The 20,920-nt window shown below is 61.0% G+C and carries 19 protein-coding genes; 10 read left to right on the top strand and 9 right to left on the bottom strand.

Annotated features, from left to right (window positions below):
* The first annotated feature begins 98 nt into the window (after positions 1-98).
* The 3 genes from HU759_RS15945 (at position 99) to HU759_RS15935 (ending at position 2,834) form a co-directional block, all read left to right on the top strand.
* Complete coding sequence (locus HU759_RS15945; RefSeq protein WP_017138878.1) at positions 99-563, top strand: hypothetical protein; 465 nt, start codon at positions 99-101, stop codon at positions 561-563.
* Positions 564-797: 234 nt separating this feature from the next.
* Positions 798-1,403, top strand: a complete 606-nt coding sequence (locus HU759_RS15940; protein ID WP_017138877.1) for a LysE family translocator — start codon at positions 798-800, stop codon at positions 1,401-1,403.
* A 447-nt stretch (positions 1,404-1,850) separates the two neighbouring features.
* Positions 1,851-2,834 (top strand): GlxA family transcriptional regulator, encoded by a 984-nt coding sequence (locus HU759_RS15935; RefSeq protein WP_050547755.1) that lies wholly within the window; start codon positions 1,851-1,853, stop codon positions 2,832-2,834.
* Positions 2,835-3,001: 167 nt separating this feature from the next.
* Here HU759_RS15935 and HU759_RS15930 read toward each other — a convergent pair whose 3' ends face one another.
* The 5 genes from HU759_RS15930 to HU759_RS15910 are packed head-to-tail and all read right to left on the bottom strand — an operon-like array spanning position 3,002 to position 9,443.
* Positions 3,002-4,258, bottom strand: a complete 1,257-nt coding sequence (locus HU759_RS15930; protein ID WP_186616859.1) for an FAD-dependent oxidoreductase — start codon at positions 4,256-4,258, stop codon at positions 3,002-3,004.
* A gap of 3 nt (positions 4,259-4,261) precedes the next feature.
* Positions 4,262-5,833, bottom strand: coding sequence for an aldehyde dehydrogenase (NADP(+)) (locus HU759_RS15925; RefSeq protein ID WP_186616860.1), 1,572 nt, complete (start codon positions 5,831-5,833; stop codon positions 4,262-4,264).
* Between the two features lie 60 nt (positions 5,834-5,893).
* Entirely contained in the window at positions 5,894-6,841 is a 948-nt protein-coding gene (locus HU759_RS15920) for a dihydrodipicolinate synthase family protein (RefSeq protein WP_169986179.1), read from the bottom strand.
* 38 nt (positions 6,842-6,879) lie between these two features.
* Positions 6,880-7,806, bottom strand: coding sequence for a 4-hydroxyproline epimerase (locus HU759_RS15915; protein WP_170037545.1), 927 nt, complete (start codon positions 7,804-7,806; stop codon positions 6,880-6,882).
* Between the two features lie 11 nt (positions 7,807-7,817).
* Positions 7,818-9,443 carry an APC family permease gene (locus HU759_RS15910; RefSeq protein WP_017138871.1) on the bottom strand — a complete coding sequence of 542 codons (1,626 nt, stop codon included), beginning with the start codon at positions 9,441-9,443 and terminating at the stop codon, positions 7,818-7,820.
* Positions 9,444-9,764: 321 nt separating this feature from the next.
* On the opposite strand from HU759_RS15910, the gene HU759_RS15905 reads away from it, so the two are divergent.
* From HU759_RS15905 to HU759_RS15895, 3 genes are all read left to right on the top strand, one after another.
* Positions 9,765-10,523, top strand: a complete 759-nt coding sequence (locus HU759_RS15905) for an AraC family transcriptional regulator (RefSeq protein ID WP_017138870.1) — start codon at positions 9,765-9,767, stop codon at positions 10,521-10,523.
* A gap of 72 nt (positions 10,524-10,595) precedes the next feature.
* Positions 10,596-12,662, top strand: a complete 2,067-nt coding sequence (treS, locus tag HU759_RS15900; RefSeq protein ID WP_170037542.1) for a maltose alpha-D-glucosyltransferase — start codon at positions 10,596-10,598, stop codon at positions 12,660-12,662.
* Positions 12,663-12,847: 185 nt separating this feature from the next.
* On the top strand, positions 12,848-13,240 hold the full coding sequence (locus HU759_RS15895; RefSeq protein WP_169986173.1) for a tautomerase family protein: 393 nt from the start codon (positions 12,848-12,850) through the stop codon (positions 13,238-13,240).
* A 48-nt stretch (positions 13,241-13,288) separates the two neighbouring features.
* Here HU759_RS15895 and HU759_RS15890 read toward each other — a convergent pair whose 3' ends face one another.
* On the bottom strand, positions 13,289-13,894 hold the full coding sequence (locus HU759_RS15890) for a cysteine hydrolase (RefSeq protein WP_170037539.1): 606 nt from the start codon (positions 13,892-13,894) through the stop codon (positions 13,289-13,291).
* Positions 13,895-14,122: 228 nt separating this feature from the next.
* Between HU759_RS15890 and HU759_RS15885 the strand changes: the two genes are divergently transcribed.
* The gene (locus HU759_RS15885; RefSeq protein ID WP_170037536.1) at positions 14,123-14,992 is read left to right on the top strand and encodes an alpha/beta fold hydrolase; all 870 of its coding nucleotides are present in this window, start codon (positions 14,123-14,125) and stop codon (positions 14,990-14,992) included.
* Between the two features lie 6 nt (positions 14,993-14,998).
* Here the strand turns inward: HU759_RS15885 and HU759_RS15880 are convergent, their stop codons facing one another.
* The 3 genes from HU759_RS15880 to HU759_RS15870 are packed head-to-tail and all read right to left on the bottom strand — an operon-like array spanning position 14,999 to position 16,573.
* Positions 14,999-15,700 (bottom strand): 2OG-Fe(II) oxygenase, encoded by a 702-nt coding sequence (locus tag HU759_RS15880; RefSeq protein WP_170037533.1) that lies wholly within the window; start codon positions 15,698-15,700, stop codon positions 14,999-15,001.
* A complete protein-coding gene (locus HU759_RS15875; protein ID WP_099549701.1) occupies positions 15,697-15,966 on the bottom strand; it encodes a metal-binding protein in 270 nt (89 codons plus the stop codon). Before HU759_RS15875 ends, HU759_RS15880 begins: the two co-directional genes overlap by 4 nt.
* Positions 15,959-16,573, bottom strand: coding sequence for a 2OG-Fe(II) oxygenase (locus tag HU759_RS15870; protein ID WP_170037530.1), 615 nt, complete (start codon positions 16,571-16,573; stop codon positions 15,959-15,961). Before HU759_RS15870 ends, HU759_RS15875 begins: the two co-directional genes overlap by 8 nt.
* A gap of 211 nt (positions 16,574-16,784) precedes the next feature.
* On the opposite strand from HU759_RS15870, the gene HU759_RS15865 reads away from it, so the two are divergent.
* The 3 genes from HU759_RS15865 (at position 16,785) to HU759_RS15855 (ending at position 20,831) form a co-directional block, all read left to right on the top strand.
* Complete coding sequence (locus HU759_RS15865; RefSeq protein WP_170037527.1) at positions 16,785-18,503, top strand: hydrogenase maturation protein; 1,719 nt, start codon at positions 16,785-16,787, stop codon at positions 18,501-18,503.
* Positions 18,504-18,593: 90 nt separating this feature from the next.
* The gene (locus tag HU759_RS15860) at positions 18,594-19,931 is read left to right on the top strand and encodes an EAL domain-containing protein (RefSeq protein WP_017138861.1); all 1,338 of its coding nucleotides are present in this window, start codon (positions 18,594-18,596) and stop codon (positions 19,929-19,931) included.
* A gap of 234 nt (positions 19,932-20,165) precedes the next feature.
* On the top strand, positions 20,166-20,831 hold the full coding sequence (locus HU759_RS15855) for a response regulator transcription factor (RefSeq protein ID WP_170037525.1): 666 nt from the start codon (positions 20,166-20,168) through the stop codon (positions 20,829-20,831).
* Positions 20,832-20,920: the final 89 nt, after the last annotated feature.

Below are 20,920 nucleotides of genomic sequence, written 5' to 3'. Positions count from 1 at the left end.
TGTGAAGCGTGCGGAATGGCCCTTTGCCCATGCTAACGTCCGCGTCGGGGTATCGTCAGCTTGACGATTTCATTCGTTCCATTGAAGGAGCAGCGCCGATGTCTACTACCGTAACGCCCGCGTCTGGCGGGTCGAATACGCCAAAGTCTTCGCCTTCCACGTTCGACGACAAGTTGAACATTGCCAAGTCCAGCAAGGTTATTGCCGACTACATGCGCCAAACGGGCAAGTCAGCGATCACCAAGCAGGAACTCACGCAACTGGCCAACAACGCTTCGGGCAAAGTGCCCACGGATGTGTCCGACGCTGCCAAGTACATGGAGCGCCACCCGGACGTGTTCACCGCGATCGAAACCCACGACGTGGCGGGGGCCGATAACCTCTCCGGCGTGTGGAACTTCGATTGGGCGGCCAAGGGTGGGCTCGATGGCACCTCGACCGACGCCATCGCCAAAATGCAGGACACCTTCGACTTTGCCATCGCCAAGTCTGCGCAGATCACCGAGATCTCCACGGGCAAAAAGGCTGAGCTGGACTCGACCAAGCAACGGCCACAAAACTGAGACGCGTGGGTTGCCTGCCAACACCAACGGTTCCCGGCGGGCTCAGCGGGAACCGTAGTCGGCCGGTACGCCGTTGTGATGTGTTCAGCGCAGACTCAAGCAAGGCGCGCAACTCTACCGATCAGCTCGATAACGCCAAAGTGTATGCCTCGATCCGCCTCTAGCTGTACGGGGCGGCAAGGGCTGTAACCCACTACTGTCGCAGGCATACCACTACCGCCTGGATGCCGCGCCATGTTCATGTCCACCAGCCTGTTGTCCGCCTTTGTCCTGTTTGCCTTCGTGTCCTCGATCACGCCCGGCCCGAACAACACCATGTTGCTCGCCTCGGGGGTGAATTTTGGCTTTCGCCGCTCGATGCCCCACGCGCTGGGGATCAGCATCGGCTTCATGCTGTTGGTGATGTCGGTAGGCCTGGGCCTGGGCGAAGTGTTCAAGGTTTTCCCGTGGGCCTACACGGTGTTGCGCTATGTGGGAGCAGCCTATTTGCTCTACCTGGCGTGGAAGATTGCCACCGCTGGCGGCATGTCCGAGAACCCTGACGAGCGTGGCAAACCCATGACCTTTCTTGGCGCGGCCGCGTTTCAGTGGGTCAACCCCAAGGCATGGATCATGGCGCTGGGAGCAATCACCACCTATACGCCGGCCGAAGGTTATGTGACCAATGTACTGGTGATTGCGCTGGTATTTGCGGTGGTCAACCTGCCCAGTGTGTGCGTGTGGGTGGGCTGCGGCAGTGGATTGCGCAACGTGCTGCGCGAGCCGCGTTGGTTGCGGGTATTCAACGGGTCGATGGCGGCGCTGTTGGTGCTGTCGTTGTACCCGATGCTTTTTGCGTGAAGCAGTGCCTCACACCGGCGAGATGGTTGCCAGCAAGCCGATACCGATGGTCAGCACCAGAAAACCGAACAGGAAAATTGCCATCTTGGTCATAAGGCCTCCGAAGGGAAGGGAGTCGACAGGAGTGTCGGAATGGCGCCCATTGTCCGCTTCACTGGCGTTTCGATACAGACGCAGATAGCAAAGAAAAAACCGTATCAGATGGTCCCGCGGCTGCGATGCTGCGGGCCTGGGAGGCGGTTGCTTTTGTAAAGATCAGGCTTAAAGGTCGTGTTGACTATCAACAGGCAAGCGTCCTCCATCGTGGCGGCGGCTACGCAGCATAGTCATTATTCTTCGTGGGAATGCGGCACGACAGCCGACGCATTTGCCCCTAAGATAGCGCCCATTGCATAAACAAAAAGAGTGGGCCAACCCTCGATGGAAAGACGCCAGTTCAGCGGTGGCATGAAAGGCAAGAACCTGCGCTACCTGAATGAAAACTTCCAGCAGCCGTCGCCGGTCACCCGCGTTGGTTTTTTGCTGCTCGAACACTTTTCCCTGCCGGCATTCACCCAGACCCTCGACACCCTGATCACCGCCAACCTGTTGCGCCCCGAGCTGTTTGCCACGCGTACCTTCGGGTGTGACGAGGGCGAAGTTATCAGCGACTTGGGCCTGGTGATCCGCCCGGATGCCCGCCTGCAAGCGTCGGCATTGCCCGACCTGGATTTGCTGGTGATCTGCGGCGGTTTTCGCACCGAACTCAAAGCCGGCGAGGATTTCATCCAGCTGTTGCGCAGCGCCGCCGAACAGGGTGTGAGCCTCGCCGGCCTATGGAACGGCGCCTGGTTCCTTGGTCGCGCCGGGCTGTTGCAGGGTTACCGCTGCGCGATCCACCCGGAACATCGCCCGGCGCTGTCGGAAGTGTCCAAAGCTGCGCAGGTCACCAGCGAACCCTACGTGATTGACCGCGATCGCCTCACCGCCTCCAGCCCATCGGGCGCGTTCCATATGGCCCTGGACTGGATCAAAAGCCTGCATGGCAAGGCCCTGGTCGAAGGTATCGAAGACATCCTGGCGTTTGAAGAGTCACGCTACCGGCGTATCAAACCCACAGAGAACATCAGCGTCAGCGCGCCACTGCGTGAAGTGGTGAAACTGATGGACGCCAACCTCGAAGAACCCTTGGAACTGGACCAATTGGCAGTCTACGCCGGCCGCTCGCGGCGCCAGCTCGAACGCCTGTTCAAGGAGCAACTGGGCACTACGCCGCAACGCTATTACATGGAGTTACGTGTCACCGAGGCGCGGCGTTTGTTGCAGCACACCGAACTGTCACAGGTGGATGTGCTGGTGGCGTGCGGGTTTGTGTCGCCGAGCCATTTCAGTAAGTGCTACAGCGCGTATTTCGGCTATCGGCCGTCCAAAGAGAAGCGCTTGGTCAAGTAGCGTTGAGGGCGAGCACTGTGATTGTCACTGTGGCGAGCAGGCTTGCCCTGCGTTGGGTGGCGAAGCCGCCCCTCATTCAGACGACTCGGTGAGTCAGGTGTAACGGTATGGGGCTGCTGCGCAGCCCAACGCAGGGCAAGCCTGCTCGCCACAAAAACGCCAAAGACTTAAAAGCGCGCCAATCGGTAAGGGGCCAGGTCCGGCAGCGCCATGCGCTTACCTGGCGTGGCCAGTTGCACGACCATCTCCGCCGTCACCGCCGCCTGCGTCAACCCCAAATGCTGATGCCCAAACGCGAGCAGTACCTTGCCTTCCGCCACCCGATCAATGATCGGCAGCGAGTCCGGCAGCGACGGGCGAAAGCCCATCCATGGGGTTGCGTCCCGGGTACTCAAGTCCTGGCGAAACAAGCCCTGGCTCAACCGGTGTAACTGCCAGGCGCGTTGCATATTGGCGGGGCGCTCCAGGCCTGCGAATTCGACCGTGCCGGCCAGGCGCAAGCCATCGTTCATGGGGGTCATGATAAATTTGCGCTCGAACGAGGTCACGGCAAAGGGCAAGCGCTGGTGTTCGTGGGGCAGCATCAGGTGATAGCCGCGCTCGGTGTCCAGCGGGACATGCTTGCCGGTGAGTGCAGCGGTGAGTTTGGCCGAATGGGCGCCGCAGGCGATCAGCACCTGGCGGGCAGTCAGGCTGCCTTGATCGGTCAGCAGCGATACGCCGTCCGATTCCAGGCGCCCATCGAGCACGCGTTGCTGCACAAACTGCACACCGCAAGCCTTGGCCGCGCTCACCAGTGCGCACACCACGCTGTACGGATCAATAAAATGCCCGGTGCCCGGGAAGAACAGGCCGCCCTGGATCGCATCGTTCAGTTGCGGCGCGGCCTTGCGTATTGCCTCGCCCGACCAGAAATCCACCGGCACATTCTGCTGCTGCATGCGTTGGCGCAACGCGTCGATGGCTTCCCCGGACGCGGCACGCTCAAATACCAGCAACGAACCCTCGGCGCGCAACAGCTGCGGCTGCTCAATGGCCTGCAGCAGACGTTGCCAAGCGCCCAGGCTGGCCTCATTGAGCGCACGAATGCCCGCCACCGTGCGCCGGTAGTTCGTCGGGCGCAGGTTGAGCAACAGGCGCACGAACCAGGGTAGGGCGCGTGGCAGGTACTTCCAGTCCAGGCGCAACGGACCCATAGGGTCCATCAGCATGGCGGGCAGGCGCTTGAGGATCGATGCGTCGGCAATCGGGAACACTTGCTCGGTGGCCAAATGCCCGGCGTTGCCATAGGACGCGCCCATGCCCGGCGCCTGTGGGTCGATGACCACCACGCGTTGGCCTTGACGGGCCAATTGCAGGGCGCAGGCGACGCCAATGATGCCGGCGCCAATCACAGCGATATCAGCACGGTTGCTGTCGCTCATCGTTCAGGCCTCTCTCTGGCCGTCGAGCAAGCGTCGCAACAGCAGCGGGTTGGCGTGTTGCAGCGCGGCGGGCAGCAAGCTGTCCGGGAAGTCCTGGTAACACACCGGGCGCAGAAAACGCAGGATCGCTGCGGTACCGACCGAGGTGCTGCGCGAGTCGCTGGTGGCCGGGAACGGGCCGCCGTGGACCATGGCGTCGCACACTTCCACGCCGGTCGGCCAGCCGTTGACCAGCAGGCGCCCGGCCTTGCGCTCCAATACCGGCAGCAGGGCTTGGGCGCGTGCCAGGTCGGCGTCGTCCAGGTGCAGTGTGGCGGTCAACTGGCCTTCCAACTGCTCGGAAACCTGGCGTACTTCCTCGTCGTTGGCACACACCACGACCAAGGAGGCTGCGCCAAAGACTTCCGCCTGCAGATGCTCATTGCGCAAAAACGCGCTGGCCTGGGTCACAAACAGCTGTGCCTGCCCTTGGTTCGGGCCTTGCGCCGCCATGCCTTTGGCGGCGATTTGTGCGTGTTCGGTCAGCTTGCCGACGCCCGCTTCATAGGCCTGGAAAATACCTGGCGTCAGCATGGTCTGGGCGGCGCACGCCGGGAGCAACTCACTCGCCGTGGCGACAAAGCGCTCGAGTGCCGGGCCTGCGGCCGCAATCACCAAGCCAGGGTTGGTGCAAAACTGCCCGGCGCCTTGGGTCAACGAGGCGACAAAACCTTGGGCCAACGCCTCTGCACGCGTGTGCAACGCCGCAGGAAACAGATACACCGGGTTGATCGAACTCATTTCCGCATACACCGGAATCGGCTCCGGCCGCGCTTGCGCCGCCTGGGTCAGGGCGATACCGCCGCTGCGTGAGCCGGTAAACCCCACGGCCTTGATACGCGGGTCGGTGACCAATGCGATGCCGACTTCGCGACCCGATCCATACAGCAGCGAAAACACCCCGTCGGGCAAACCGCAGTCTTTAACGGCCTTGGCCAGCGCACGGCCGACCAGTTCGCTGGTGCCGGGATGCGCGCCATGGGCCTTGACGATCACCGGGCAACCGGCGGCGAGTGCAGAGGCGGTGTCGCCGCCCGCCACCGAGAAGGCCAAGGGGAAATTGCTCGCACCAAACACCGCCACCGGCCCCAGTGCGATGTGCCGCTGGCGCAGGTCTGCACGTGGCAATGGCTGACGCGCCGGTTGCGCGGTGTCGACGCGCACGTCCAGCCATTCACCGGCGCGCACCGTGCGGGCGAATGTGCGCAATTGCCCGCAGGTGCGGCCGCGTTCGCCCTGGATACGCGGGCGTGGCAGGCCGGTTTCGGCCATGGCGTGTTCGATCAACTCATCGCCGAGAGCTTCAATGTTGTCGGCGATGGTTTCAAGAAAGGCCGCACGTGCTGCCAGCGAGGTGTCGCGATAGCTGTCAAACGCCGCCCAAGCCAAGGCACAGGCCTGTTCGACATGCTCGCCAGCGCCGCCTGGGTAGGCGGGCGCCAGGGGCTGGTCGGTGGCGGGATTAATGGCCTGGATCGCTTCGCGATGGCCGCAGACTGCGTGCTGACCGATCAGCATCTTGCCCGTCAGAGTCATGGGGTGTCCTTGAAAAATGAGGGTTGGCCGCTGTGAGAACCACAGCGGCGCGCGAGGGTGTCAGGCGACGTTCTGTTCAGCCGACCAATTGGCGTACCACTGGCGGAACAGTGCGTACTGGTTTTCGGCGTAACGCTGTTGGGCGGTGCTGAGTGCGTCGGTTTCGTTGAAGTGCAGGGCGTAGCCCTGGTCGCCGTTGAGCACCATCAAATGCTTGTAATACAGCACCAGGTCGCAACCCTCGTCGAAGGACGACAGCACGGCCAGCGCGGCTTCCAGCTCACGTGCCAGGCGCCGGGCCTTGGCGTCGCCTTTGGCGGCTTTTTTGCTCAGGGCGACCAGTTGCAGCACTTCGCGCGGCAGTGCGTTGCCAATACCGGTGATGGCGCCGGTGGCGTTGCAGTTGACGAAGCCGTGTACCACTTGGGTGTCGACGCCGACCATCAGGGTCACGGCATCGTCCTGGGAGGTGATGTTCTCTGCCGCGTAGCGCAGGTCGGCGCCGCCGCCGAATTCCTTGAAACCGATCAGGTTGGGGTGTTCACGGCGCAGTTCAAAGAACAGCTCGGCGCGGGTGGCGAAGCCGTAATACGGGCTGTTGTAGATCACTGCCGGCAGGTTCGGCGCGGCCTTGAGGATCGCCGAGAAGTGCGCCTTTTGCGCGGTGGCCGAAGCGCCACGGGACAGCACGCGCGGGATTACCATCAAGCCATGGGCGCCGACCTTGGCCGCGTGGGCGGCGTGGGCCACCGCTTCACGGCTGTTGACCGCGCCGGTGCCGACGATGGTCGGCACGCCAGCGGCAACCAAACGGGCCACGCCTTCCTGGCGTTCGGCTTCGGTCAGCAGCGGCCAGTCACCCATGGAACCGCAATACACCACGGCGCTCATGCCGATATCGATCAGTTCACGGCCCTTGGCGACCAGGGCGTCGAAGTCCGGTTTGCGTTCAGGCGTGCACGGGGTCATCAGTGCGGGGATGCAACCGGTGAAGATGTTGTCGCTCATTGTTCTAACTCCAGCGTTCAGTTAAATAAGGCCCGGGCTCAGATGCCCCAGGCAAAAGGGTCCTGTTCGTCGATCAGCAAGGTGCTGTCGGCGGTCATGAAGGCGCGGCCGGTGATGAAGGGGCGAATGCGCTCGCCATCCCACTCATAACGGCCTTCGAATTGGCTGCCGGTGATGCTGGCTTGCACCCAGGTGGCGCCGGGGGCGAGTTTGTCGTCAGCCGCCAGGCACGCGAGTTTGGCGCTGGTGCCGGTCCCGCACGGTGAGCGGTCGTAGGCTTTGCCGGGGCACATCACGAAGTTGCGGCTGTCGGCGTGGGCGTCGTCGGCGAACAGTTCGATATGGTCGATCACTGCACCGTCCGCACCGTGGATGCCTTGGGTTTCGAGGGCCTTGAGCATCGCCCAGGTGTAGTCGGTGAGGGTGTCGACGTTGTCCATCGCCAGCCTGTGGCCGTGCTGCGACACCAGGAAAAACCAGTTGCCGCCCCAGGCAACATCGCCATGCACCACGCCATAGCCCGGCACGTCCACCGGCACCTGCCGCTGATGACGGTAGGCGGGTACGTTGCGCAAGGTCACCGCGCCGTCGTCGTGCAAGGTGGCGGCTACCGGGCCGACCGGCGTGTCGATGGTGTGCACGCCGGGCGTTATGCGGCCCAAGTGGTGCAAGGAGGCGACCAGGCCGATGGTGCCGTGGCCACACATGCCCAGATACCCGGCATTGTTGAAAAAGATCACCCCGCAGGTGGCGCCTGGCGTGACCGGCGCGCAGTACAGCGCGCCGACCAGCACGTCATTGCCACGTGGCTCCAGCAGGCAGGCGCGGCGCCATTGATCGTGTTCGCTGCGCAAGGTGTGCAACTGGTCGGCGATGGTAGCGCCGGCGAGCGCAGGGAAGCCGTCCATGACCAGGCGCGTCGGTTCGCCGCCGGTGTGGGAGTCGATAACATGCAGGCGCTTCATAACAGGCTCCATCAGTGAGTGGCTGGCGACAGTGGCGCGCTGTAATGCGCGTCGCTGACCGCTTCGCTTTCGTCGTCTTCGTGTTCCAGGCGCACCAGGTGCGCGGGCACGCCGGTGGCGGCGCCCCAGTAGTAGATGCCCAGGGCGCAGAGGGCGACGACCAGCGTGTCAAACGGGTGGCTGATCGCGCCGATACCGCCGAAACTGCCGAGCTTGGACAGCAGGATAGTCACCGCGTAGAAGCCGATCAGCCAGGCCGACGAGCGCACTTGTTGCTTGAGATTCAGGTGCGCGGTCGGCACCCAGCGTGCGCACAGCAGGTACACCACAAACATCAGGATTTGCAGGCCAAGCAGCCACGACACGGTGCTCCAGCCGGACCAGTACACAATCAGCGCGGCGATGATGAACGACAGCGGGCCGAGCACCGCCATGCCCTTGACCCGGAACGGCCGGGCCATGCCGGGCGCATTGCGGCGCAGCGCGGCGACGGTCACCGGGGCCACGGCGTAGCTTAAGATCAGCGCCGCCGACACCACATTGATCAGTGCTTCCCAGGACGGAAACGGCAGGGTCCAGAACACCGACAAACCAAAGGTCAACCACAGCGCCGGGCGCGGGATGCCGGACTTCTCATCAATGCGCGTAAAGATCTTGAAAAACGTGCCGGTCTGCGCCCAGCCGTACACCACACGCGGCGTGGCATTCATGTAGATATTGCCGCAGCCGCTGGGTGAGATCACCGCATCGGCCACCACCAGGTAGGCCAGCCAACCCACGCCCAACGCCAGGGCAATATCACGATAAGGCAGCGCCAGTTGCTTGCTGATACCCGCCCAGCCATCGGCCAGCATCTCGGTCGGCACGCCACCGAGGAAGGCGGTTTGCAGCAGCACATAGATGGCAGTCGACAGCAGCACGGAGAGGATCAAGGCAATCGGAATCGTGCGTTGCGGGTTCTTTACTTCACTGGCCACCGAGATGATCGGCGTGAGGCCCAGGTAGGCAAAAATCACTCCGCCGGCCGACACCGCCATCTCGATGCCCGACAGGCCAAACGGGGCAAAACCCTGGGTCTGGAAATTCGCCGGTTTGAAGAAGGTGAACAGCACACCAATCACCAGCAGCGGCACGATGAACTTGAATACGCTGACCAGGTTATTGGCGATGGCGAAGGTCTTCACACTGCGGTAATTGAGCACAAAGAACAGGCACAGCAGTGCAAATTGCACCAACCAGCCCAGGGTGGTCGGGTCGCTGGAACCGACCTTGGTCAGCTCGGGAAACCAGGCCGCGGCGTATTGGCGCGAGGCGACCACTTCGATCGCCACCAGGCTGGAGAACGCGATCAGCGTGATAAAGCCCATCAGGTAGCCCAGCAGCGGGCCATGGGAATACACCGGGTAACGCACCACGCCACCGGCGCGGGGCAGGGCGGCGCCGAGTTCGCAGTACACAATGCCCAGCAGCAGCACGGCGAAACCGCCGATCAGCCAGGAAATAATCCCCGCCGGGCCGGCGATGGCGGACACGTGGCTGGCCGCAAACAACCAGCCCGAACCGAAGATGGCGCCTAACCCGATAAAGGTCAGGTCCATCAGTGAAAGTTGTTTCTTGAACTTGCCTTGAGCAGACATGGCGGCGCCTTCTTGTGAGTTATTGGATAGGCATGCAGTGGCGATATCCTGAACCGATCAAGGGCGCTGCGATTGATGTTTTGCGTTGATGTGAATGACGAATTCGGCACAGTTTGAATGCGTAGATCCAGGCTTTTTTGTGGGAGCTGGCTTGCCTGCGATTGCATCACCTCGGTTTGCCTGAATGACCGAGGCGTCTGCATCGCAGGCAAGCCAGCTCCCACATTTTTGATCGAGTGTGGCTTCCAAGGCTGCCACAACCTTGTGTAGATACTCAGGCTGGCATAGGGCAATCTGCTTAAGAAAAATGGAGTGCAGGCCATGCTGCCCAGTGCATTTGCGAGCTTTCTACAGACCAACCGCCCCAACAGCATCGAGCAACTATTGGCGGGGGTCGCGCAGTTGTTGCCCTTGCTCGACGTAATCCCCAACGCGGCGATTTTCATCAAGGATATCGACGCCCGCTACGTCCTCGCCAACCACACCCTGGTGCAACGCTGCGGCCTCAAACAGTTGCAGCCGCTGCTGGGTAAGACCAGCGCCGAAGTGTTCCCTGCACAATTGGGGCCGGGCTACACCGAGCAGGACCGGCGCGTGCTGCAGCAGGGTTTTGTGCTAGAAGACCAGCTAGAGCTGCACCTGTATGGCAGCCGCGAACCGGGCTGGTGCCTGACGCACAAATGGCCGCTGTACAACGACAAGGGCGCGATCATCGGCCTGGCGGGTATTTCGGTGGACCTGCAATCGGCCAGCGAAAAGCATCCGGCCTACCAGCGCCTGGCCGCCGTGGATGAGCACATTCGCCAACATTTCAACCGCCGTGTCACCCTCGGCGAGCTGACCCGCATTGCCGGGATTTCCGTGGCGCAACTGGAGCGCTACTGCAAACGTGTATTCCACCTCACACCCCGGCAGATGATCCAGAAGGTGCGCCTGGAGCATGCGCACCGGCTGTTGCACACCGACCTGCCGATCACCGAGGTGGCGCTGCAATGCGGCTACACCGACCACAGCGCATTTACCCGCCAGTTCAAGGCATTGACCGGGTTTACGCCCAGGCAGTACCGGCAATTGGAGTAAATGCAACGAATCAAGGCCTCCGCCGCTCCTATGCTTACCAATCACCTTTTCACGGCAATAGGAAACAGGCTTATGACGGCGGCGGATAACGATCATGTGAACTGGCTGGTGCAACAATCCATGCTCAATGCGGCGCGTCAGCGGGCAAGGCTGTACAGCGGGCAAGGGCGTTTGTGGCAGCAGCCGTATGCGCAGACCCGGCCGCGTGATGCCTCAGCGTTGTCGTCGGTATGGTTCACCGCTTATCCGGCCTCGATTGTGACCCGTGAGAACGGCACGGTGCTCGAAGCCCTGGGCGATGAAAGCCTGTGGCAGGCGTTGTCGAAGATCGGCATCCAGGGCATTCACAACGGCCCGCTGAAAAAGTCCGGCGGGCTCGACGGCACACGGCATACGCCGACCATCGATGGCAATTTCGACCGCATCAGCTTCGAGATTGACCCACAGCTGGGCACCGAAGCGCAGTTGCAGGCCCTGACGCGCATGGCCGCCGCGCACAACGCGGTGATCATCGACGATGTGATCCCCTCCCACACGGGCAAGGGCGCGGACTTCCGCCTGGCCGAGATGGCGTATGAGGACTATCCGGGGCTCTACCACATGGTCGAGATCCGCGAGGAAGACTGGCCGCTGTTACCTGACGTCGCCGAAGGGCGTGATGCGCAGAACCTCAGCCCCGCGCAGGTGGATGCGCTGCGCGACAAGCATTACATCGTCGGCCAGTTGCAGCGGGTGATCTTCTTCGAACCCGGCGTCAAGGAAACTGACTGGAGTGCAACCCCGGTGGTCATCGGTGTGGATGACAAGCCGCGCCGCTGGGTGTACCTGCATTACTTCAAGGAAGGCCAGCCGTCGCTGAACTGGCTGGACCCCTCGTTTGCCGCGCAGCAGATGATCATCGGCGACGCCCTGCATGCCATTGATGTGATGGGCGCCAAGATCCTGCGCCTGGACGCCAACGGCTTCCTCGGCGTGGAACGCAAGCTGGACGGCACTGCCTGGTCGGAAAGCCACCCGTTGTCGATCACCGGCAACCAGTTGCTGGGCGGGGCGATTCGCAAGGCGGGCGGGTTCAGCTTTCAGGAGTTGAACCTCACTGTCGACGATATTGCCGCCATGTCCCACGGCGGCGCCGACCTGTCCTATGACTTCATCACGCGCCCGGCGTATCAGCATGCGTTACTGCTGGGCGACACCGAATTTCTGCGCCTGATGCTGCGTGAGATGCACAGCCAGGGCATTGACCCAGGCTCTTTGATCCATGCGCTGCAAAACCACGATGAGCTGACCCTGGAGCTGGTGCATTTCTGGACCCTGCACGCCCACGACAGTTACCTCTACCAAGGCCAGACGTTCCCCGGCAACAGCCTGCGTGAGCATATCCGCGAGCAGATGTACGAGCGCCTGGCCGGCGAGCATGCGCCGTATAACCTCAAGTTCGTCACCAATGGGGTTTCCTGCACCACCGCCAGCATTATCACGGCGGCCCTGGGCATCCGTGACCTGGAGGCGATCACGCCGGCCGATATCGAGCAGATCCGCCGGATCCATGTGCTGCTGGTGATGTACAACGCCATGCAGCCTGGGGTGTTTGCCCTGTCTGGCTGGGACCTGGTCGGCGCGTTGCCGTTGGCGGCCGATGCGGTAGCCCATTTGATGGGCGATGGCGACACGCGCTGGATTCATCGCGGCGCCTATGACCTGGTGGATTTGAACCCGGATGCCGAACTGTCCGCCGGCCAGATGCCAAGGGCGAAAACCCTCTACGGCAGCCTCAACAGCCAGTTGCAGAACCCGGATTCGTTCGCGTCACAGCTGCAGAAAATTCTCGCGGTGCGCAACGCCTATGGAATCGCCGCCAGCCGCCAGATCCTGGTGCCGGATGTGGAGCACCCGGGGCTGCTGATCATGGTTCACGAGTTGCCGGCCGGGAAGGGCACGCAAATCACTGCGCTCAACTTCGGCAGTACGGCGCTGACCGAAACCCTGCACCTGCCCGACATTGCGCCGGGGCCGGTGGTGGACATCATCAATGAGCGGGTCGAGGGCGATCTCACCGCTGAAGGTGAGTTCACCATCACGCTGGACGCATATGAGGGGCTGGCGCTGCGGGTGGTCAGCCTGTCGCCGATGCTTTAGGGGCGCGAAGCGCTGATCGCCTGGTCGATCAGCGCTGATTATGCATTTGCCGGGAGAATGAATAACATGCCATTTACGCATTATTAAATAAATTAATATGCGCTTGATGAATTTTGTTGTTCGAGCTAGCGTAGTGCCAATGGCCACTTTCGAGCACCGGCCACTGACCTGCCGAGGAATTTCCCATGCCTTTAGTTCGAATCGACCTGGCCGCCGACACCTCCACTGAAACCGCCGCTGCAATTGGCGATGTGGTCTACGCCGCCATGACCAGCGTGGCCAATGTGCCTGAGCACGACAAATTCCAGATCATCAATCGTCACGCCAAGGATGAGTTGGTGTATCCGGCGGCGGGTTATCTGGGGGTTACCTACACGCCAAACATCGTGTTTATCCAGGTGACCTGGAGCGCCGGGCGTAGCATCGCAGTGAAAAAGGCTTTTTATAAATGTATCGCTGAGGGCATCCACGCCAAAACAGGGCTGCGCAAAGAAGATGTGTGGATCAACCTGGTGGATGTGAAACGCGAGGATTGGTCGTTTGGCAACGGAGAGATGCAGTACGTGCCCGACGAGTGAGGCAGGCCCGCAAGCAGGCGGCGACTCAGTGATGAGTCGCCGCCGTTTTTATTGGGCGTTCAACGCTTGTAGAAACTGGGTGTGTTTCAGCGTTTGCGAGAACATCGGCAAGGTGAAGTTCTCGGCGGCGTGTTGTTGCTCATTACTGAAGGTCGCGGTGCAGTCGGTCAACGTCACCACGTCGTAGCCTTTCTCATAGCCCGAACGAACCGTGCCTTCAACGCAGCAATTGGTCAAAAAGCCTGCGACGACCAGGTTCTGGATGCCGTTGTTGCGCAGCACCAGGTCCAGGCCGGTGGTGGCAAACGCATCCAGGCCGCGTTTGCCTTCTATGAGGATGTCAGCCGGCTCACGGGTGAGCGCCTCGCTGATTTCGGCGCCCCAGCTGCCGGCCCGGAAGGCACTGCCGTCTGCCACACCCTTGAGAATGCCGTAGGAGCGGTGCGTCAGCTCGGGGTAGCCGTCGGCAAATTGAATCGGCATATGGATGATCTTCACACCGAGTTTTCGGGCTTGCTCAACGGTGGTTGCAGTGTTCGCCAGCATGTCGGTGCTGTGCATGACGCCTTTGACCGCGTCGTGAAACACCCCACCCGCAGTGGTGAAGTCATTTTGGAATTCAATCAGGACCAATGCGGTTTTCGTCGGGTTCATAGTGATGCTCCGTCAGGTGGTTTTTTCACTACAGCAGTTATAGGCGCCAAATCCAAGGGCCGCACTCTTCGTGTGGGAGCGGGCTTGCCCGCGAATGCGGTGGGTCAGTCAAAACCCAGGTGTCTGACACAGCGTATCCCACATAAAAGCCGCCAGTCATAAGACAGTAACGCTGCCCAGGCACAGTGGCGCACCGGTACTCGGACGTACCTTTGTGCGGATTGAATCATGCTGCGAAACATCGGCTTTTGGCTGGGCCTTTTCATGTTGACGCCTGGGTTGGCCCTGGCTGCCCCCGCCACTTTTGTGACGCGGGACATTACATTTGCCAACGCTGATGTTGCACTGGCCGGCACGGTTTACCTGCCCGAGCATCCAGTAGCCGGCGTGGTGCTGGTACACGGTTCCGGCCAGATGCCGCGTATGAGTAGTTTTGCCACAACCCTGGCCCAACGTGGCATCGCGGTGTTGACCTATGACAAACGCGGCGTCGGGCAATCTGGCGGTGTGTACGCTGGCCCGGAAGTCGGCGGCAATAACCTCGACGCTTCCAATCTGGCGGCGCTGGCGGGTGATGCGAATGCGGCGCTCGTGGTGTTATCCACCACGCTTGCGGCCAACCCAGTGCCCGTTGGGCTGGTGGGTTTCAGCCAGGCGGGCTGGATCATTCCCCTTGCCGCCGAGCGTAATCGGAGCATCAACTTCATGGTGCTATTCAGCGGCCCACTGCTGACGACACTTGAGCAGCTACGGTTCCAGTTTCTGACACAGGGCAAGGCAGATTTCTGGCATACCCACAGCGAGGCCGATGCCCGCCAACATATCGCGCAAGACCCGGACCGCTATGATTTTGCCGCTACCGACCCACGCGACGCACTCGCCAGCATCTCGGTGCCGGGGCTCTGGTTGCTGGGCGGCCAGGACCTGCAAACCCCGGCGTTCATGGCCATCGAACGGCTGGGTACGCTTAAAGCCCAGGGCAAACCCTTTGAGTACCGGCTGTATCCCGAGTTGGGGCACAACGTCTCGCCCGGCGGTGCAGGCCAGTCGGTTGATGATGCGGTTAAGTGGATCAAGGGCGTGAAGCTAACCCGTTGACAGCATTCATTTGGCATCGTGAAAGATGATGCCCAGCGTGTGGCGCTCTCCGCGATGCAGGCGGCTCACCCCATGACGCACGCTGACTGTGCAAAAACCACGCGCGGAACGTGCCGGGCGGCTGTTGACGGCAAAGATCAGTGCCTGGCCTTGTTCAAGGGGCACTACCTCAGCCCGTGCGGGTTTGCTGGAGCCGGAGTGGGTGAGGACGAACTCACCCCCTTCGAAGTCCACACCTGGCTGATCCAGCAGAAACACCGCCTGAAACGGAAACACCTGCTCGCCATACAAGTCCTGATGCAGGCAGGTGTAGTCATTTTGCCGATAGCGCAGCATCAGCGGCGTGGGCCTGCATTGGCCGGCCTGGTGACATAGCGCTTTGAATTCCACATGGGTGTCGGGGAATCGTTGATTCATCTTCAGCGCCGCGTGCCAGCGGTTGGCGACTGGTGCGAGGCGCGCGTAAAGATGCGAGCGCAGGCTGTCGACGAGTGCCGGCAGCGGGTAGCGAAAGTACTGGTATTCGCCACGCCCGAAGGCGTAGCGCTGCATGGCGATGCGGCTGCGAAAGTGGCTTTCATCGGCATAGAGTGCTGCCAGTTGCTGACAGGTTTGCCGCGTCAGCAGCCTTGGCAGCAGGGCGAAGCCGTCGTTCATCAAGGCCGCTTCGATCATTGGCCAGTCGAGATTTTCCAAGTGAGTGTTCATAAAGGCTGCTGAAGTTTCCATTGGCGATACTCGGCCGGCATGCACACGGCGCAAGGGCGATAGCCCGCTGCGATGGCGCTGGATTGATTGAGGAAAAACACCCTGTGCTGCACATAGCAGCCACGGGCGATGGCGTGCAGTGCCGCACGGCAATCCAGCGTGCCGTAGCGTTTACCGCGTCGATGACCAGCCAATGTGCCCGGTTCGGCGCTTGAGTAGGCTTGGCCATCGCTGCCCAATAGCCGCCACATGCGCTCGTCAGTCATGCGCCGCCCCAGGGCATAAGTGAAAACTGAGCAAAAAACCGCGCCGTTCGCCGCTTCGGACGCTGCTGATCGCGTGTTTCATATTCACCCGGTAGTAACCCTTACTGCCCTTGAACGGGCGGTGTGCCGTGGTGATCACGGCCAGATCGCCGCGCTGCAACGGCACCACCATCGGCCGCGATTGCATTCTGGGGCGTTGCTCGGTAAGGACACATTCGCCGCCGGTGAAATCCTCGCCGGGCGCAGACAGCACGCCGGCCAACTGAAATGGAAATACGTGCTCGCCCTCGGCGTCCTGCCCCAGCGCCTGGTGCTCGTCTTTGCGCAGGCATGTCAGTTGGGGCAGTGCTTGCTGCTGGCCGACGGCGCGGCACTGCGCATGAAAGTCGGTGAGTTGGGGAGGGTAGCGGTAGGGCAGTTGCAGGATGTCGTTCCACCGGTTGGAAAGCTGTGCCAATGGCGGATAAAAGCCGTTCAGTAGGTGGGTGAACAAGCCTGGGACCTCAAGCCCGAACATGCCGGGCAGCACGACGAAACCTTCGCGGTCGAGTTCCAGGCCGATGGTTTGCCAGTCCAGGTGTACCAGGGTGGCGGCAAGGGGAGTCATGAAAGCCTCGGTCACTGTGCATTTGCGCCAGTGTAGGCAGGCGCCAAATCACTGAAACTCCGGTTCTTGCGACGCAATTCTCCCTGGCTGACCGAAGATTGATCTCGGTCAGGTGCCCCGCCTGACAGGCCTTTTAACCTTGCGCTTCCATCAAAGGCCAGGGACGGCTCAATGCGAGCCTGTGGCCGTGCACCTCAAGGAAGAGTCTGCCATGCGATCACTGAAGATCATCTTGTTGTCCTCTGCATTCAACGGTTTGACCCAACGGGCCTGGCTGGATTTGCGCCAGTCTGGTTTCGACCCCAGCGTGGTGCTGTTCACCGATGAAGCCACGGTGTGCCGGCAAATCGAGGCGGCGGACGCCGACCTGGTGATCTGCCCGTTTCTCAAGGACCGCGTGCCGCAGCAGTTGTGGAGCAACCTCGACCGCCCGGTGGTGATCATTCATCCGGGTATTGTCGGTGACCGTGGCGCCAGCGCGTTGGACTGGGCCATCACCCAGCAGGCCCGTCGCTGGGGCGTCACCGCGTTGCAGGCGGTGGAGGAGATGGACGCAGGGCCGGTCTGGTCGAGCTGTGAGTTCGACATGCCCGCCGAGGTGCGAAAGTCCGAGTTGTACAACGGCCTGGTGAGTGACGCTGCGATCACCTGTATTCGCGACGTGGTGGAAAAATTCACCCGTGGTGTGCTCCCTGCGCCACTGGATTACACGCAGCCCAACGTTATCGGGCGCTTGCAGCCGAACATGAAGCAGGTAGACCGTGCTTTCAGCTGGCACGACTGCGCGGGCTTCATCAAACGCAGCATCGACGCCGCCGACGGCCAGCCGGGTGTGTTGGCCAGCATCCAAGGCGAGCAGTACTACTTGTACGACGCGCACCTGGATGCACGCCGGGGCCTGCCGGGTGAAATGCTCGCGGTACAGGATGATGCGGTATTGGTCGCAGCCGGCGATCAGAGCGTGTGGGTCGGCTCACTTAAACGCAAGGCCCAGCCAGGCGAGGAAACCTTCAAGTTGCCGGCCCGTCACGTGTTGGCCGGGCGCCTGGCGCGTGTGCCCGTGCTGGACAGCTCAATTGCCCACCAAGCCTTCAATGAACAGGCCTATCAACCGATTCGCTACCGTGAATGCGGCGATGTCGGCGAATTGACCTTCGAGTTCTACAACGGCGCCATGAGCACTGAACAATGCCAGCGGCTGGTCGCTGCACTGCGCTGGGCCAAGGCACGGAACACCCAGGTGCTGCTGATCAAAGGCGGGCGCGGCAGCTTTTCCAACGGCGTACACCTCAACGTCATCCAGGCCGCACCCGTGCCGGGGCTGGAGGCTTGGGCAAATATCCAGGCGATCGATGATGTGTGCCAGGAACTGCTGACCGCCCGGCAACTGGTGGTCAGCGGCCTGACCGGCAGTGCCGGTGCCGGCGGTGTAATGCTGGCCATGGCGGCCGATATCGTCTTCGCCCGTGCCGGCTTAGTGCTCAACCCGCATTACAAGAGCATGGGCCTGTATGGCTCCGAATACTGGACCTACAGCCTGCCGCGTGCGGTGGGCAGTGAAATTGCCCATAAGCTCACTGAAGAGTGCCTGCCGATCAGCGCCATTCAGGCACAGCAGTGGGGCATGGTGCAGGACATTGGGCCACGTTGCCCGACTGCGTTCAGTGCATGGTTGCTGCAAGCGGCCCAAGGCGCGCTGAGCGATGAGAAATACGCCGCGCAACGCATGCGCAAAGCCACTATCGACCTTGAGCCAATGGATCGCTGCCGCCAAAACGAGTTGGCCCAGATGGAACTGGACATGGTGCACAACCGCCAGCAGTTTGCCGAGAAGTGCCGCAACTTTGTGTTCAAGCGTAAAGCCTGCCAGACGCCGCAACGGTTGATTGCGCCGTGGGCGTTGGCGCGTAAGGGCGAACTGGTCGACTGAGCGGTACTGCGGTTTTAGTCCCAGTCCTATTTGTTTCTGTTTTGGCGCTGATAAGCTTTTTTCCTGAAACAATCTCGGGAAATTTTTGTCATGATCCAAAATGCCGTCGTGCCCAACGAGTTCAGCGCGCTACGTGTCGTCACGTTGGCATCCGATGCTGCCTGTGCGCATCGGCTCGCCTTCGCCTTGAGCAGCATGGGGGTAACTCCGATTGCCAATATTGGCACCTTGAGCGCCGTTGAGGCTTGGCTGCGCGAGTCCCCGATCGACGTCATTGTCTGCGAAATTCGCCCAGAGTGCGGTGATGGGCTGATGTTGCCGAGCCTGCTCAGGGGGCTGCACGAAGCAGGCACACTGGCCCGGTTGCCCTGCATCTTCTGGACCGGAGAGACGGCCTTGGACGCGCCCGCGGGCGAGGTCGACGTGACCCGTAAAACGCCTGCAAGCCCGCTCTGGATCAAGTACATGGGCGGGGTTGCGGTCAGTGCGCTGGAGTCCCATGCGCGGTTGGCGCGAACGGCGGGGATCTCCGTGCAAATCCTGCGCGAAGGCGCAACCCTGGCGCTGGGCGACGCCTTGCGCGCGGTCGTGCTGACGCGCGCGCAGCCGGATGCAAGGCTGAATATGAACACTTTTGATGACTTGGCCGAAGATGAGGTGATCAACGCGCTGACCACAGGCGAGGGCTTGCGTTTTGTGTTCCAACCGCAATTTGAGCTGCTGAGCCGGCGTATCGTGGGGGCCGAAGCGCTGGTGCGTTGGAAGCATCCACGATTTGGGGAAATCCCCCCTTCGGTATTGATGCCCTTGGTCAACCGCTTGGGCCTGGACCTGCTGCTGTTCAGCCTGGTGGAGATGTGGACGATCAAGGCCATGCTCGCGCTCAAACGCGAACATATCGGGATTCCCATTGCTGTAAACGCGTCGGCTAAAACCATTTGCACCCCCGATTTCTCCGAGCGCCTGGCTGCGCGGATGCGCCAGGCCGGCCTGCCGAACCGGCTGCTGAAAATCGAGCTTACTGAAGATGTACCCGAACCGGATGAGCTCTACCTATCCGCCTCGTTGACGGCGATTCGGGCCAAGGGGTTCCAGGTATCGATGGACGACTTCGGCACGGGCGCTGCTACGTTGAACCTGTTGGCGAACCTGTCGTTTGATGAGATGAAAATCGACGGATCGTTTGTGCGTGGGGTTGAACAGCACTCGTCTTCACGCAAAGTCATTGCCGGTATTGTCAATTGGGCGCGACTGCTCAGTTTGAATTTGGTGGCTGAGGGCATCGAAGACGAGTCGACGATTGCGTTGCTCTATCGTTTGGGTTGCCGAGTGGGGCAGGGTTACGCGTTGGCTCGCCCAATGGAAATGGACGATTTCTTGAACTTTGTTATTCAGCGGGAAAATAGTGCGGGTGCTGAGCGCTTTTAGGAGTGATCTGATACCCGAATGAGTGCCCGTGCATTAACTTTCGCATCCGCTCACTGTTTAAGAACTATCGGTTGCTGAGTTGGTTTGGCTGTTGTTATGTGTGTTATGTGCGATTGTTCAATATCACGGATGCCGTTGATTTTATAGGTTCGTCTGCGATGACGAGAACTTACTAAAGATGAGAATGTTGCAGGCCTCATCCTTTTGCTCGTTATAAAGAGTGCCTTCCACGTTATGAAATGCTTAAGAATTGCTTTGCTCGATGATCATGCAATCGTGCGGCACGGGTTAATCAATCGATTGCAGCAGGAACCTGATTTTGAAGTGGTGGGTGTCTACGCCCGCAGCCGTGAAGCGATGGCCGGGCTCGCGTTGCTGCCCGCCGATGTGCTGTTGCTGGATTTCGTGCTCGGGCCCAGTGAACTGGACGGCATCTTGTTGATTCGTGCGTTGCGAGTGAAGTACCCGCAATGCCGCATTCTGATGTTCTCCACGCATCACGATGCCGCCACCGTGATCCTGGCCCTGCGTGTCGGCGCGCGCGGGTTTCTTGGCAAGGGTGAAGATATCAACCAGTTGATCAGTGCGGTTCGGTTGGTGGCATCCGGGGAGGTCTACCTGAGCCCGGACATGGCCTACCGGGTAGCCGAAGCGACGGCGGTGAACCATATCGGTGACGAGCAGAACCGCGATGAAGCCTTGCGTTTTGTCAGCCTTTCCGCGCGTGAACAGGACGTGATTCGGTGTTACTTGACGGGTATGACCATTACCGATATCGCCGAAAAATTCAATCGCAGCATCAAGACCATCAGCTCACAAAAAGCCTCGGCGTTTCGCAAGTTGGGCGTGGTATCGAACAATGAGTTGTTCAGGATCAAACACATTATTGATGGTATTTGATCCTGGTTTCCGACACCCGGGAACGAGCGGGGTGTGATTTACCGATCCTTGCTTATACTCAAAGACGGGTTGAACGTTGTAGCGGTGGG

The sequence above is a fragment of the Pseudomonas sp. OE 28.3 genome (assembly GCF_014268205.2).
GTDB lineage: Bacteria > Pseudomonadota > Gammaproteobacteria > Pseudomonadales > Pseudomonadaceae > Aquipseudomonas > Aquipseudomonas edaphica.
This window is presented reverse-complemented; position numbering and strand designations above follow the sequence as displayed.

Excerpts from the sequence above, each read along its gene's own strand:
- HU759_RS15930 (WP_186616859.1), bottom strand. The coding sequence starts at position 4,258 with ATGAGCGACAGCAACCGTGCTGATATCGCTGTGATTGGCGCCGGCATC.
- HU759_RS15860 (WP_017138861.1), top strand. The coding sequence starts at position 18,594 with ATGATCCAAAATGCCGTCGTGCCCAACGAGTTCAGCGCGCTACGTGTC.
- HU759_RS15880 (WP_170037533.1), bottom strand. The coding sequence starts at position 15,700 with ATGAACACTCACTTGGAAAATCTCGACTGGCCAATGATCGAAGCGGCC.
- HU759_RS15895 (WP_169986173.1), top strand. The coding sequence starts at position 12,848 with ATGCCTTTAGTTCGAATCGACCTGGCCGCCGACACCTCCACTGAAACC.
- HU759_RS15870 (WP_170037530.1), bottom strand. The coding sequence starts at position 16,573 with ATGACTCCCCTTGCCGCCACCCTGGTACACCTGGACTGGCAAACCATC.
- HU759_RS15890 (WP_170037539.1), bottom strand. The coding sequence starts at position 13,894 with ATGAACCCGACGAAAACCGCATTGGTCCTGATTGAATTCCAAAATGAC.
- HU759_RS15855 (WP_170037525.1), top strand. The coding sequence starts at position 20,166 with ATGAAATGCTTAAGAATTGCTTTGCTCGATGATCATGCAATCGTGCGG.
- HU759_RS15925 (WP_186616860.1), bottom strand. The coding sequence starts at position 5,833 with ATGACTCTGACGGGCAAGATGCTGATCGGTCAGCACGCAGTCTGCGGC.
- HU759_RS15885 (WP_170037536.1), top strand. The coding sequence starts at position 14,123 with ATGCTGCGAAACATCGGCTTTTGGCTGGGCCTTTTCATGTTGACGCCT.
- HU759_RS15875 (WP_099549701.1), bottom strand. The coding sequence starts at position 15,966 with ATGACTGACGAGCGCATGTGGCGGCTATTGGGCAGCGATGGCCAAGCC.
- HU759_RS15920 (WP_169986179.1), bottom strand. The coding sequence starts at position 6,841 with ATGAGCGACAACATCTTCACCGGTTGCATCCCCGCACTGATGACCCCG.
- HU759_RS15915 (WP_170037545.1), bottom strand. The coding sequence starts at position 7,806 with ATGAAGCGCCTGCATGTTATCGACTCCCACACCGGCGGCGAACCGACG.
- HU759_RS15905 (WP_017138870.1), top strand. The coding sequence starts at position 9,765 with ATGCTGCCCAGTGCATTTGCGAGCTTTCTACAGACCAACCGCCCCAAC.
- treS (WP_170037542.1), top strand. The coding sequence starts at position 10,596 with ATGACGGCGGCGGATAACGATCATGTGAACTGGCTGGTGCAACAATCC.
- HU759_RS15865 (WP_170037527.1), top strand. The coding sequence starts at position 16,785 with ATGCGATCACTGAAGATCATCTTGTTGTCCTCTGCATTCAACGGTTTG.
- HU759_RS15940 (WP_017138877.1), top strand. The coding sequence starts at position 798 with ATGTTCATGTCCACCAGCCTGTTGTCCGCCTTTGTCCTGTTTGCCTTC.
- HU759_RS15935 (WP_050547755.1), top strand. The coding sequence starts at position 1,851 with ATGAAAGGCAAGAACCTGCGCTACCTGAATGAAAACTTCCAGCAGCCG.
- HU759_RS15910 (WP_017138871.1), bottom strand. The coding sequence starts at position 9,443 with ATGTCTGCTCAAGGCAAGTTCAAGAAACAACTTTCACTGATGGACCTG.
- HU759_RS15945 (WP_017138878.1), top strand. The coding sequence starts at position 99 with ATGTCTACTACCGTAACGCCCGCGTCTGGCGGGTCGAATACGCCAAAG.